Raw genomic sequence first — 13,296 nt, forward strand, 5'->3', positions numbered from 1 at the left:
CGGAGGTCGCCAGCTCCCCTGCGCGGCGGCGCACGCGAGCGCAGGTCGCTTCGCGTTGCGCGCCTCGAGGACCGGCATCAGAGACTCGGGCGAGCAAGGGAGGCGCGCATGGTCCAGGCTGGCCCGAGGTCATTCGTCCGGAACGTTCACGGCGTCCGCTACCAGGTGAAGGACGTCGCGCGCGCGGTGGCGTTCTACACGCGGCAGCTCGGGTTCGAGCTGCAGCAGCAGCAGCTGCCCGCCTTCGCCAACGTCTCGCTGGGTGAGGTGAGCCTCCTGCTCAGCGGTCCCGGCGCCTCCGGGTCCCGACCGATGCCCGATGGGCGGCCGCAGGAGCCGGGCGGCTGGAACCGGGTGGTGCTGAGGGTGGACGATCTCCCCGGGCTCGTCGCCGAGCTGAAGACGGCGGGGGTTCCCTTCCGCAACGACGTGGAGACGGGCCCCGGCGGCCGACAGGTCCAGATCGAGGACCCCGACGGGAATCCCATCGAGCTCTTCGAGCCCGCTCGATCGCCGGCGGGCGCGCGGCCCTGACGTCCATCGCCCTGCCGCCGCCGAGGTGGCGGATGGACGAGGCGCTACGGAGGTGTGCGGCCGGAGGGCGCGGCCCGACGTCGGTCCGGCGGGCCCTCGACGAGGTACGATCGGCACGTCATGGGCAAGGACCACCTGGCGTTCATGATCCGGGAGAGCGTTCGCACGCACGGCCCGAAGGCCGCCATGCGCTACAAGGAGGGCGGCGTCTGGCGATCCATCACCTACGCCGAGCTGGGCGAGCGGATCCGGGCCGTGGCGAAGGCGCTGCTCGAGCGCGGCGTCGAGGAGGGCGATCGGGTCGGGCTCTTCGCCCGGAACGCGCCGGAGTGGGCCATCGCGGACTTCGGCATCCTGACCGCGAAGGCGGTGTCGGTCCCGATCTACGCCACGAACACCACCGAGCAGGCGGAGTACATCGCGAGCGACGCCGGGCTGAAGCTGGTCTTCGTGGGCGACCAGGACCAGTACGACAAGGTCATGGCCTTCCAGTCCGGCGGCGCGCCATCACCCTGGGTGATCGCGTTCGACCGCGCCACGAGGCTCTCCGGCGGCCGCTCGCAGCACTTCGACGACTTCGTCCGCGACGGCGCGGGCTCGCCGCGCGACGCCGAGCTGGAGCGGCGGCTCGAGTCCGCCGCGCCCGGCGACGTCGCCACGATCATCTACACCTCGGGGACGACCGGCGATCCGAAGGGCGCCGTGCTGACGCACGCCAACTTCTTCCACCAGTTCCGCGCCGTGGACGACCGGTTCCAGGTCGGCGCGCAGGACCGGAGCATCTGCTTCCTCCCGCTGAGCCACGTGTACGAGCGGCTCTGGTCCTACTACGTGTTCCGGAGCGGCGCGGAGAACGACTACCTCGCGGATCCCAAGGACGTGATCGCCTGCATGCCCGAGCTCCGGCCGACCGCGATGGTGAGCGTCCCTCGCCTGTACGAGAAGATCTGCGCCGCGGTGCTCGACCGCATCGGCAAGGCGTCCGCGCCGAGGCGGGCGCTGTTCCGGTGGGCGATGGCGGTCGGCAAGGAGTACGGCCAGCGCAGGAAGGAGCGGCGCCGCGCGGGGCCGCTGCTCGCGCTCCGCCACCGCGTGGCCGACGCGCTGGTGCTCTCGAAGATCCGCGACGTCGTGGGCGGCGAGAAGAACTTCTTCTCCGCCGGCGGCGCTCCCCTCTCGCAGGAGGTCGAGGAGTTCTTCTTCGCCGCCGGCCTGCTCATCTGCCAGGGCTACGGGCTCACCGAGACCTCCCCGATGCTCACCTGCAACGCGCCCGGCGCGTTCAAGTTCGGCACCGTCGGCCGTCCCATCCTGGGCTGCGAGCTCCGGATCGCGCAGGACGGCGAGATCCTCGCCCGCGGCGGCAACGTCATGAAGGGCTACTACCGGAGGCCTGCCGAGACGGCGGCGGTCTTCGAGGACGGCTGGTTCAAGACCGGCGACGTGGGGTTCGTCGACGACGACGGCTTCGTGCACATCACCGACCGCATCAAGGACCTCATCATCACCTCGGGCGGCAAGAACATCGCCCCGCAGCACATCGAGGCCATGTTCGGCAGCGAGCCGTACGTCGAGCACGTCGCCGTGGTCGGCGACCGGCGCAACTACGTGAGCGCCCTCGTGGTCCCGGCGTTCCCCGTGCTCGAGCAGCACGCCCGCGAGCGCGGCATCGGCTTCGCCTCGCGCGAGGAGCTCGTGGCGCGCCCGGAGATCGTCGGCCTGTACCGGGAGCGCATCGAGCACGTCAACCGGCGCCTCGCCGGGTACGAGCAGATCAAGCGGTTCACGCTCATGCCCGCGGAGTTCACGCAGGCCGGCGGCGAACTGACCCCCACCCTCAAGGTCAAGCGCCGCGCGGTCGAGCAGAAGTACCGGGCCGTGATCGACGCGATGTACGCGGGGGCGCCGCAGACCGGCGCCGGCCCGGGGGTCGCGTCTCCCGCCGGCCGGCACTGACCGCCGCGGCGCCGGCCGACCTGAGTGCCGCTCCGGATTCCTTGCCCTCGCGTCCGCCACCTCCGGCGCTCAGCGCTGCGCCGGCGAGGAGCCCAGCGCGTCCCCGAGCGCCCGGAGGAGCGCGGCGCCGTCGCCCTCCCACGCCTGCCCGTGCATGCACGCGAGCGTGGTGGGCCGCCGCGCGGCGAGCTTCTCGATGAGCGGCGCGACGTTCCGCGTGGCGCTGAAGTAGTCGAGCCCGCGGCGGAGCGCCTCGCTCGGCCCGAGGATGTCCCCGGTGGTCACGGCCGGCCCCTCCGCGCAGCCGGGCTGCGTGAACAGGTCGCCGCAGAGCAGCGTCCCGGTGCTGCCGTCGAAGAGGAACCCGCACTCCCAGCCGTGCGGCAGGTGCGGGGCGTCGATCCAGGTCACCTCGTGCCGGCCGAGGCGCAGCGCCTCCCCGTCGGCGAGCGCCCTCGGCGCGCGGTCCGCCACGTCGGAGATCGAGACCATGGCGGCGATCTGGCCGCACAGCGGCTCCGCCCGCGGCGCCGCCGCCAGCCACTCGTTGAGCGACCCGCACTCGTCCGCCTCGTAGTGCGAGAAGGCGATCCACCGGAGCCCCTCGACCGGCATCACCGCGGCGACCGCCTCGCGGACGAGCGGAAACAGCCGCCGCGGCCCGGTGTGGAACAGGAGCGGCTGCTCGTCCACGACGAGGTACTGGTTGAAGCTGAAGCCGCCCGGCATGGCCGCCGGGGGGATCGGGGTGGAGATGCGGAAGGTGCCGGCGGCGACCTCGTCGACGCGCGTTCCTGAGCCGGTGTTCGTCAGCATGTGGGGGTCCTCGCCTCGGGCGCCCGCGAGCCGGGCGCCTCACCGCGGAGGTGCCGCGGCCGGGCCCGCCGTTACCGCGCCTCGGAAGGGGCGGCCGGGGCGCGCCGGGCCGCCCGCCGTTATGCGCTCGTGCATGGGCTGGCCGGGGACGGCGGGCGCGCCCGACGACGCGTCGGACGGAGCGCTGGCGCGGCGCGCCGCCTCCGGGGATCGTGCGGCCGAGGAGGCGCTGTGCCGGCGCTTCCGCCCGCGGATCCGCCTGTACGGGCTGCGCCACCTGCGCGACGAGGCCGCCGCGGCCGACCTGGCGCAGGACGTGCTCGTGGCGGTGATCGCCCGCCTGCGCGCCGGCGCGGTGCGCGAGCCGGACCGCCTCGCCTCCTTCGTGCTCTCGACCTGCCGGCAGGTCGCCGGGAGCGCCGTCCGCACCGAGCGCCGGCGCGAGGCCCTCCTCTCCGCCGAGCCCCTCCCCGCCCCGCACGAGCCGCCGGCCGAGCCGCTCCCGCGCGATCGCCTCGCGCGCTGCCTCGAGGCGCTCGCGGCCCGCGAGCGGGCCGTCGTGGTCGCGACCTTCTACGCGGAGCAGCCCGCCCAGGCGATCTCGCGGGACCACGCGCTCAGCGAGGGCCACGTCCGCGTGCTGCGCCACCGCGCGCTGCGCCGCCTGCGCGCCTGCCTCGGCCTCGAGGAAGCCGCCGGATGAGCCCGGATCCTCGCTGCCCGAGCTGGGACGACCTCTCGGACTGGTGGGCCGGCGACCTCCCGCCGGCGGAGCGGGACGTGCTCGAGGAGCACCTGCTCGCGTGCGAGGCCTGCGCCGCCCGGGCCGCTCGCCTGGCCGACCTGGCGGGTGGGGTCGCCGCGCTGGCGCGGTCCGGCGCGGTGACGGGACCCACCACCGCGGGCGTGCTCGCGCGCCTCGAGCGCGACGGGCTCCGCGTGCACCGGTACGCCATCGCCGCCGGCCAGGTCGTCCCCTGCTCGGTCTGGCCCGAGGACGAGGTCATGGCGGCCGTGCTGGACGTGCGCGGCCTCGCCGCCGGCGAGGAGGACCGGTTCGATCTCCTGGCCAGCGTCGGCGAAGACCCGCCGGTCCGCGTGGACGACGTGCCGCTCGACCGGACCACCGGGACGCTGGTCTGGCTCTCGGTCGCCGCGCGCGAGCGGCGGCGCTCCGCCACGCGGGTGTCGTTCCGGCTGATCCGCGTGGCCGCCGACGGCGAGTCGGTGGTGGGCGAGTACGGGCTCGCCCACGAGCCCTGGGCCGGCCCCGCCTCCCCCCGCTGAGCGCCCCCCGCCGGTCCCGCGGACCGCGCCGCGGCGCGCGGGCGGGAGGCGCCGCGCGGGCTCAGTGCACCGTCGCCTCCACCCCGCCGGTCGCGAGGGTCTCGTCGCTCTCGTCCACGGCCGCGCTGGCCTTCGCCGCGAGCGTCCGCTGGCGCTCGCGGGCCTTCTCGAGCGCCTGGTCGATGCTGAAGCTGGCCGGGCGCTGCCGCGGCGGGAACTCCTCGAACGTCTCGAGGAACTTCGCGACCAGGATCTGCGCCGGCACCAGCACGAACGCGTGATCCATGAGCCACTTGTCGTAGTACATGGAGGCGTCGTCCCGCGCCCGCTCCATCGGATCGCTGCGCAGGTTCACGAGCATCGGGATGCGCAGCTGGCTGAACGGCTCGGCCCACACGCTCATCCCGCGGGCGCGCTGCTCCATGAAGTGGAGCTTCCAGTTGTTGATGCGCAGCGCCAGCAGGTCGCCGTCGTCGCTCCAGTAGAAGAACGCCTTGCGCGGCGACTCCCGGACCTCGCCCGAGAAGAACGGCAGCAGGTTGTAGCCGTCGATGTGGACCTTGAACGTCTTCGCGCCCGCCTTGTAGCCCTTCTTCAGCTTCTCGACGATGTCCGGCTCGCCGGCGGCGGCGAGCAGCGTCGGCAGCAGGTCGGTGTGCGCGCAGATGTCGTTGACGACGGTCCCCGGCTTGATCACGCCGGGCCAGCGGATCACGCACGGCACGCGCCAGCCGCCCTCCCAGTTGGTGTCCTTCTCGCCGCGGAACGGGGTGGTCCCGCCGTCGGGCCAGCTCATCACCTCGGCGCCGTTGTCGGTCCCGTACACGACGATGGTGTCGCCCGCGATCCCCAGCGCGTCGAGCTTGTCGAGCAGCTGCCCGACGTGCCCGTCGTGCTCGACCATGCCGTCCGGGTAGACCCCGAGCCCGGTCGCGCCCTGCGACTCCTTCTTCAGGTACGTGTTGATGTGCATGCGGGTGGAGTTCCACCACACGAAGAACGGCTTCTTGCCGGCGTGCGCGCGCTCGATGAAGTCGAGGCTCGCCTCCAGGAACTCCTCGTCCACCGTCTCCATCCGCTTCTTGGTGAGCGGCCCGGTGTCCTCGACGGTCTGCGTGCCGTCCGGCTTCGCCCAGCTGTGCAGCACGCCGCGCGGGCCGAAGCGCTTCCGGAAGCGCGGGTCCTTCGGGTAGTCCGGGTGCTCCGGCTCGTCCTCGGCGTTCAGGTGGTACAGGTTCCCGAAGAACTCGTCGAAGCCGTGCACCGTCGGCAGGAACTCGTCGCGGTCGCCGAGGTGGTTCTTCCCGAACTGGCCGGTGGCGTAGCCGAGCGGCTTCAGCAGCTCGGCGATGGTCGGATCCTCGGGCTGCAGGCCGATGACGGCGCCGGGCAGGCCGACCTTGGTGAGGCCGGTGCGGATGGGCGCCTGGCCGGTGATGAACGCGGCGCGGCCGGCGGTGCAGCTCTGCTGGCCGTACCAGTCGGTGAAGCGCGCGCCCTCGGCCGCGATCCGGTCGATGTTGGGGGTGCGGTAGCCCATGATGCCCTGGTGGTAACAGCTCGGGTTCATCCAGCCGATGTCGTCCCCCCAGATGACGAGGATGTTCGGCTTCTTCTTGCTCGCCATGTGCTGCTCCTCTCTCGGGCTCCCCACGTGCGGCCGGGGAGCTCGCGCTAGTATCCGCTCGCGCAGTAGGTGTCCTCGCCCGGCTGGATCACGCGCGTGGTGTCGATGTCCGAGGTCGGGGACGGGTACTTCGGCGCGAGCGGCGTGCCCTGCGCGGCCGACAGCGGCGCCGGCGCGTACGCGTTCACGTCGGCGCGGAGCTGCTTGATCCCGCGCCTCGTCACCGACAGCACCATCCGGTCGGCGGCCCACGTCATGTAGCCGCGCTCGTCCCCGAGCAGCGGCTGCCGGCCCAGCCAGCGGATCCAGTCCCCGCAGTGGTTCAGGATGCTCTGCTTGGCGCAGGCGATGGTGTCGTCGCCCACCGAGAAGTGCGCAGCGACGGTGAGGCGCGGGTGGGGCGTGATCCGGCTGACGAGGTGGCCGAACGCGCCCTGCGGCGTGTGCGAGTTCTCGTAGACGGTCTGGACCATCGCGACGGTCTCGTCGAACTGCGCGCGGAGCGCGGTGCCCTCCTCCGGCACCTGCCGCAGCCGCAGCGACCTCAGCACGGTGGCGTCCGCCGGCGGTACCATCTCGTGGATGAACACGTCCACGCCCTCGCCGCCGCTGGCCTGCTCGACGCACATCGTCTCCGGCCGCGTGTCGCTCGTGTAGATCATCCGCAGGCCGTTCCACTCGACCTTGAAGCCCATCGAGCCCTTCCGCGCGTGGACGACGGGGAAGTGCGTCACCCGCATCCCGGTCTCGGCGTTGTCGTAGGCGACGCCGGGGACCTCCCAGTCGAGCTCGATCGCGTACAGGGCGAAGCCGTCGCCGTCCGGGTCGCCGGGATCGACCTTCTCGCGCGGGATCGACGCAGGCACCCACTTCAGCGTCTCGTCCTGCCAGCCCTCGACCGCGGTGGAGAGGAAGCTGAAGCTCTCGGTGTGCCAGCGGCACGCCTTGCGGAGGTTCCTGCAGAACTCGATGGTGCCGTCCTCGTAGAACCGCGGGTTGGTGGCCGGGTCCTCGGGCCGCCCCGGGTCGAACCACGGGTTCTCGACCCCCGAGGCCTTCGAGCCCCACACGTAGAGCGGCTTCTTGCGGTCGGTGGCCGGCCCGAAGCAGTAGAACGTGGTGAGGTCGGACATGTGGTCGCCGTGCAGGTGGTTCACGAAGACCTTGTCCATCCTGGCGAAGCCGACGTTCATCGCGGTGTAGTTCCCCGCGACGCCGCTGCCGCAGTCGAGGACGACCTGGTCCGGCTTCGTGCCCCCGGGCCCCTCGCCGACCTGGACGAACACGCTCATCATCTCCTGCGCCGGCCGGGCCGGCGGGAACCCGGAGCCCATGAACGTGATCCGCATCTCGCCCGGCGCGACCGGCCGGAACGGGCTGATGGTGTCGAGCCGCTCGAAGAGGCTGTACCGGTCGCGCCGCTCGGCGGTCGGATAGCAGTCGCCCACGCCGAGGCATTGCTGCGCGGCGCGCGCGACGTCCGACCCGGCCGCCGCGATCCCTCCCAGCGCCAGCCCCGCGCCCTTCAGCAGCGTGCGGCGGCCCAGGCCCCCGCGCCCGTTCTCGCTGGACTTGCCCATGGCGCCCCCTGTCGTGGTCGCGCCCGCACGGTGGACGCACGTGCCGGGTCGACGGCGAGAGCGTGCACCTCCGCCGCGTGCCCCGAGGTCTGGACCTCGGGGCTCCCTCCATGGGCGCGAGGTAGGCCGGCCGCGTGATCGCCGCGCGCGATCCCGGCGTCGCGAGGCGCGTGCCGGGTGCGACCGTGGGTCCGCCCCGGCGGTGCGGCAACGCACCTCAGCCGGACCGGTTCACCGGTAGAGAACGCGGGGCAGCCAGAGCCCGATCTGCGGGAACACGTAGAGCAGCACCAGCGCCAGGATCTGGATGGCCATGAACGGCATCATCCCGGCGAAGATCTGGTTCAGGGTCACGTGCCGGGGCGCGACGCCCTTCAGGTAGAACGCCGCCATGGCGACCGGCGGCGACAGGAACGCGGTCTGGAGGTTGAGCGCGACCAGCAGCCCGAAGAAGAGCGGGTCGATCTCGAAGTGCCCGAGCAGCGGGATGAAGATGGGCATGAAGATGACGATGATCTCGGTCCACTCCAGCGGCCACCCGAGCAGGAAGATGATCGCCTGCGCCAGCACCATGAACTGGATGGGCGTGAGGTCGAGCCCGAGCACCCAGCGCTCGATGAGCCCCTGGCCGCCGAGCAGCGCGAACGCCGCCGAGAAGATCGACGAGCCCACGAACAGCCAGCACACCATCGCCGTGGTCTTCGCGGTCAGGAACACCGACTCCTTCAGCACCGACCACCTGAACTGCCGGTAGGCGCCGGTGAGCACCATCGCGCCGGCGGCCCCGAGCGCGGCCGCCTCGGTCGGCGTGGCCCAGCCGAAGACGATGGACCCGAGCACGGCGAGGATGAGCGTGGTCAGCGGGAAGAAGCTGGTGAGCAGCATCTTCAGGATCTCGAGGCGCTCCAGCGTGAAGATGCCGTAGTGCACGGCGAGCGCAGCCAGCGCGGCCGCGACCGCGATCCAGAACGCCGGCGGGGCCGGCCTGCCTTTCGCCGGCGCGGCGACCGCCGGCGCCTCCGCGCCGGCCCCGCGGACCTCCTCCACCGCGCCCTCCGGGCCTGCCACCGGCACGGGCTCGGCGCCCGCCTCCGCCGGAGCCCCGTCGTCCTCCAGCGGCGCGAGCTCCGCGCCCTGGTAGGCCTCCTCGGGCGCCGCCTCGCCGTCGCCCACCTCGACCAGGCCGCCGGTGTCCACCACGCGCTCGGCCGTGACGACGCCGTGCACGGCCGCGATCCCGACGGCCAGCGCGGCCGCCGGCAGGAGCGCGGTCGCGAGCTGCCGCCCCGCCCAGCGGCGCCCGACGCCCGGCGGCGGCCGGGTCAGCGCCCCGAGCAGCGCCGGGACGGCCAGGCGGCGCCGCCCGCCCGCCAGGATCCGCGAGGGCTCCGGCAGCGTGACCGTCTGCTCCTCCGGCGTGGCCGGCGGGGCGAGCGCGGGCCGGAGCCGCGCGACCAGCACCACGTAGGCGATGTACAGGCCGGCGAGCAGCAGGCCGGGGAAGAACGCGCCCGCGTACAGCTGCACCACCGAGACCCCCGCGGTGGCGCCGTAGAGGATGAGCATCACCGAGGGCGGGATCAGGATGCCGAGGCAGCCGCCCGCGGTGATCGCGCCCGCCGAGAGCTTGATGTCGTAGCCGGCGCGGAGCATCGCCGGGAACGCGAGCAGGCCCATGAGCGTCACCACCGCGCCGACGATGCCGGTGGCGGTGGCGAACAGCGCGCAGGTGGCGAGCGTGGCGACGGCGAGCGAGCCCGGCACGAAGGCCATGGCGAGGTGGAGGCTCTTGAACAGCCGCTCGATGAGGTTGGCCCGCTCCACCAGGTAGCCCATGAACACGAACAGCGGGATCGAGATGAGGACGTCGTTCGTCATCACCGCATAGGTCCGCTGCACCATCAGGTCGAGCGTCTGCTGCGTCGCGATGGCGGGGTTGTCGAAGCGGTACGCCAGCCACGCGAAGATCACGCCCATGCCCATCAGCGTGAACGCCGTGGGGAAGCCCAGCATGATCGCGACCACCACGAGCGACAGCATGAGCAGCCCGAGGTGGCCGGTGGTCATCTGCGACGGGGCGGGCATGATCCACGCGGTGATCGCGACGATCACCGCCATCATGCCGAGGCCGAACCAGAGCTCCTTCCTCATGGCCGCGTGTCCTTCCGGCCGGCCTCGGGCGGCTCGGTCCCGGCGCCGCCGCCCTCGCGCCGGACCACCAGCGCGTCGAGGGCGGCGAGGTCCTCGTCCTTCACGTGGACCAGCTCCTTCAGCTTGTCGACGTCCACCTCCTCCACGTCCTGCGTGCGCGAGGGCCACTCGCCCGTCCGGAGGCAGGCCGCGCAGCGGACGATCTCGACGACGCCCTGGAGCAGGAGCAGCCCGCCCGCCAGCGGGATGGCCGCCTTGAACGGGTAGATCGGCGGCCCGTCCACCGTGATGGTGGAGTGCTCGCGGATCGCGAACGACTCCGCGGCGTAGGTCCACCCGGCGTACACCATCGCCAGCACGCCCGGGACGAAGAACGCCACGTACAGGACGAGGTCGAGCCCGGCCTGCACGCGCGGCGGGAAGAAGCCGTAGAGCACGTCGCCCCGCACGTGGCCGCTCTTCGCGAGGGTGTAGGCGCCCGCCATCATGAACAGGACGCCGTACATCATGATCTGCGCGTCGAAGGCCCAGGCGTGCGGGGCGTCGAGGAACTTCCGCGAGAAGACCTCCCACGTCACGAGCCCGGTGATCGCCACGATGAGCCAGGCGAAGGCCTGGCCGACGGCGGTGGAGAGCCGGTCCACCGCGAGGAGGATGCGCTGCATGCGGCGCTCCTACGTGGGCTTCTTCTTCCCGCCGAAGAAGTGGTTGTAGGCCATCTTGAAGTCCACGTTGGTGTCGTTCTGCCAGCGCGCCGCGCGCTGCGCGAACTTGCGCTGCGACTCGAGGACCTTCTTGAACATGGGGTTCTCGGCCGCGCGCTTCTCCATCACCTGGTCCCAGATCTCGAGCTGCCGCTTCAGGATCTCCGGGCGCGTCGAGTAGAACTTCACCCCCTGCTTGTCCCGCATCTCGAAGTAGTCGCTGGAGTAGCGGTCGATGGCCTTCCAGCTCATGTCGGCGGACGCGGCCTGCGCGGCGATCGAGATGATGGACTTGAGGTCGGCCGGCAGCGCCTGGAAGCGCTTGCCGTTGAACAGGATCTCGAACTGCTCCGAGCACTGGTGGAAGCTCTGCAGCATGCAGATCTTCGAGACGTCCGGGAACCCGAGCACGCGGTCCGAGGAGGCGTTGTTGAACTCGGCGGCGTCGAGGAGGCCCCGGTCCATCGCCGGCACGATCTCCGCGCCCGGGAGCGCGTTCACCGCCGCGCCCAGGCCGTTGAAGATGTCGATGGAGAGGCCGACGGTCCGGAACTTGAGCCCCTTCATGTCGTCCGGCTTCGCGATGGGCTTCTGCTTGAACCAGCCGAGCGGCTGGGTCGGCATGGGCCCGTACATGAGCGAGACGACGTCCAGGTTGAGGGACTTGTAGATCTCCTCGAGGAGCTGCCGGCCCCCGCCGTAGTGGTGCCACGCGAGCACCATGTTCGGATCCATCCCGAACGCGGGGCCGGAGCCCCACAGCGCCAGCGCCGTGTTCTTGCCGTACCAGTAGGCGACCACGCCGTGGCCGCCGTCGAGCGTGCCCTTCGAGACCGCGTCGAGGAGGTCGAACGCCTTCACCACCGAGCCGGCCGCGAGCACCTCGATCTTGAGGCGTCCGCCGGACATCTCGTTGACCTTCTTCGCGTAGTCGAGCGCGAACTCGTGGAAGATGTCCTTCTGCGGCCAGGTGCTCTGGAAGCGCAGCGTGGTGGGCGCCTGCGCGACGTGGATGGTCGGCGCGGCCGCCCCCGCCGCCACGCCCGCGGCGCCGAGGGCTGCCTTCTTCAGGAACGAACGGCGGGAAGCCTTCGGGGCGGTGTCCGCCTGGGGCCTGCTCGTGGTCTTCTTCATGCGCGCTCCTCCCGGAAATCGGGGTGGTCAGCGGTTCTTTGTGCTGTCCGGGGAGCCGGCAATCCTTCGTCCGGGTACAGCGCGCCGAATCCTGCGCGGTGGTCATTGACGATTCGTCAATCCCGCACCGCCCGGGGCGAGCGAGGTCCAGGTTCGGGCCCCTCGCAGCGGCGGCCACGGGTGTGGCACCGCGGCGCGTCACGCACCGGCGCGGGGTGTTCCGGCGGGCTGCGAGGCGTCGTCAGCGGTCCGGGTCGAGCGCCGCGGCGCCGATCACCCGGCCGCCGGCGAGGCGCACCCGCCAGACTCCGCCGTTCGGGACGACGGGCGGCGCGACCGCCCCGCCGGCCGGGCCGCCGTCGAGCACGGCGGAGAGGAACGCCCGCATGACTCCACCATGCGTCACGACCAGCGCGGGCGTGGCGAGCCGTTCGGCGGCCCGGTGGATGGCCGGCACCACGCGCGCGAGGAGCGCCTCGGTGGTCTCGCCGCCCGGCGGCGGCGTGCGGGGGTCGGCGAGGTGGCGCGCCCACGCGTCCGGGTCGCGCGCCGCGCACTCGCCGCGGGTCAGCCCCTCCCACGCGCCGTAGCCGCGCTCGCGCAGGTCCTCGTCCACGAGCGCGACCTCCAGGCCCAGCGCCCCGCCCACGAGCTCCGCCGTGCCGCGCGCGCGGGAGAGGTCGCTCGACCCGATGGCGCGGACGCCCTCGGCGCGGAGGCGGACCGCGAGGGCGAGCGCCTGGGCCCGCCCGTTCGCGTTGAGCGGCACGTCGGTCTGGCCCTGCAGGCGCCCGGCGGCGTTCCAGTCGGTCTCGCCGTGGCGGACGAGGAGGACGTGGCGCTCGGGCGGCATCGGCCCGACCCTACCCTCGCCGCGCCCGGACCGCCAGGCGCCGGCCGTCAGTAGGGCGTCCCGTCCTTGTGCACGAACCGGCGCCGCCCGTCGGGCCCGGGCACGAGCATGAGGTCGTCCATCGGGTAGATCACCTGGTCCCCGCCGGCGCGGTCGCCCACCTCGAGCACCACCACGTCGCGCTCGGTGCGGTTCTCCAGGTGGTGCGCCCGCCCGCTCGCGGGGAAGCCGGCGCACATGCCGGGGGCGAGCTGCACGTCGCCGTCGTCGGTGACGAGCGTCGGGTGGCCCTCGAGGACGTACACGAACTCGTCCTGCACGGTGTGGCGGTGGTGGATGGCCGAGGTGTCGCCCGCGGGCAGCCGCATGAGGTTGACCCCGAACGCCCTCAGGCCGAACGGATCCCCGAGGGCGTGCTTGACCCGCCGCGAGAGGCGCGTCGCGAAGGGCTCGGGGACGAGCTGGGCGCCCTGGCGCGACGGGGCGGAGGCGGCCTCGATGGCGATGGGCGGCACGGGCTGGCTCATGCGGTGCTCCTTGGCGGCGGGACGCCGGGCGCGGAGCATAGCGCCCGCGGCCCGGGCCGCCTCGGATTCGACCGCGGGAGCCGCGGCGCGCCCTCGGCGGGACGCCGGCGCATCCGTCCGCGAGCGC

Annotated in this window: 12 protein-coding genes; 4 read left to right on the plus strand and 8 right to left on the minus strand. The window is 72.7% G+C overall.

Going from position 1 to position 13,296, the window contains the following annotated elements:
- The first annotated feature begins 108 nt into the window (after positions 1-108).
- Complete coding sequence (locus PSR1_RS02630; RefSeq protein WP_059436088.1) at positions 109-534, plus strand: VOC family protein; 426 nt, start codon at positions 109-111, stop codon at positions 532-534.
- Between the two features lie 120 nt (positions 535-654).
- Positions 655-2,490 carry a long-chain fatty acid--CoA ligase gene (locus tag PSR1_RS02635; protein WP_059436089.1) on the plus strand — a complete coding sequence of 612 codons (1,836 nt, stop codon included), beginning with the start codon at positions 655-657 and terminating at the stop codon, positions 2,488-2,490.
- 69 nt (positions 2,491-2,559) lie between these two features.
- Here the strand turns inward: PSR1_RS02635 and PSR1_RS02640 are convergent, their stop codons facing one another.
- Entirely contained in the window at positions 2,560-3,306 is a 747-nt protein-coding gene (locus PSR1_RS02640) for an MBL fold metallo-hydrolase (RefSeq protein WP_059436090.1), read from the minus strand.
- A 133-nt stretch (positions 3,307-3,439) separates the two neighbouring features.
- Between PSR1_RS02640 and PSR1_RS02645 the strand changes: the two genes are divergently transcribed.
- Positions 3,440-4,009 (plus strand): RNA polymerase sigma factor, encoded by a 570-nt coding sequence (locus PSR1_RS02645; protein ID WP_059436091.1) that lies wholly within the window; start codon positions 3,440-3,442, stop codon positions 4,007-4,009.
- On the plus strand, positions 4,006-4,593 hold the full coding sequence (locus PSR1_RS02650; RefSeq protein WP_059436092.1) for a zf-HC2 domain-containing protein: 588 nt from the start codon (positions 4,006-4,008) through the stop codon (positions 4,591-4,593). The genes PSR1_RS02645 and PSR1_RS02650 overlap by 4 nt, the downstream gene beginning before the upstream one ends.
- 61 nt (positions 4,594-4,654) lie before the next feature.
- Here PSR1_RS02650 and PSR1_RS02655 read toward each other — a convergent pair whose 3' ends face one another.
- The 7 genes from PSR1_RS02655 to PSR1_RS02685 form a co-directional block, all read right to left on the minus strand.
- Entirely contained in the window at positions 4,655-6,220 is a 1,566-nt protein-coding gene (locus PSR1_RS02655) for an arylsulfatase (protein ID WP_082100118.1), read from the minus strand.
- Between the two features lie 47 nt (positions 6,221-6,267).
- Positions 6,268-7,800, minus strand: a complete 1,533-nt coding sequence (locus tag PSR1_RS02660; RefSeq protein ID WP_059436093.1) for a hypothetical protein — start codon at positions 7,798-7,800, stop codon at positions 6,268-6,270.
- Positions 7,801-8,031: 231 nt separating this feature from the next.
- Positions 8,032-9,951 (minus strand): TRAP transporter large permease subunit, encoded by a 1,920-nt coding sequence (locus tag PSR1_RS02665; protein ID WP_059436094.1) that lies wholly within the window; start codon positions 9,949-9,951, stop codon positions 8,032-8,034.
- Positions 9,948-10,616 carry a TRAP transporter small permease subunit gene (locus PSR1_RS02670; RefSeq protein WP_059436095.1) on the minus strand — a complete coding sequence of 223 codons (669 nt, stop codon included), beginning with the start codon at positions 10,614-10,616 and terminating at the stop codon, positions 9,948-9,950. Before PSR1_RS02670 ends, PSR1_RS02665 begins: the two co-directional genes overlap by 4 nt.
- A 9-nt stretch (positions 10,617-10,625) precedes the next feature.
- Positions 10,626-11,789, minus strand: coding sequence for a TRAP transporter substrate-binding protein (locus PSR1_RS02675; RefSeq protein WP_059436096.1), 1,164 nt, complete (start codon positions 11,787-11,789; stop codon positions 10,626-10,628).
- A 241-nt stretch (positions 11,790-12,030) separates the two neighbouring features.
- Complete coding sequence (locus PSR1_RS02680) at positions 12,031-12,642, minus strand: histidine phosphatase family protein (RefSeq protein WP_059436097.1); 612 nt, start codon at positions 12,640-12,642, stop codon at positions 12,031-12,033.
- 47 nt (positions 12,643-12,689) lie between these two features.
- Complete coding sequence (locus tag PSR1_RS02685) at positions 12,690-13,169, minus strand: cupin domain-containing protein (protein ID WP_059436130.1); 480 nt, start codon at positions 13,167-13,169, stop codon at positions 12,690-12,692.
- Between the last annotated feature and the right edge of the window lie 127 nt (positions 13,170-13,296).

This window comes from Anaeromyxobacter sp. PSR-1, from assembly GCF_000964525.1.
In the GTDB taxonomy this organism is placed as follows: Bacteria; Myxococcota; Myxococcia; order Myxococcales; family Anaeromyxobacteraceae; genus Anaeromyxobacter.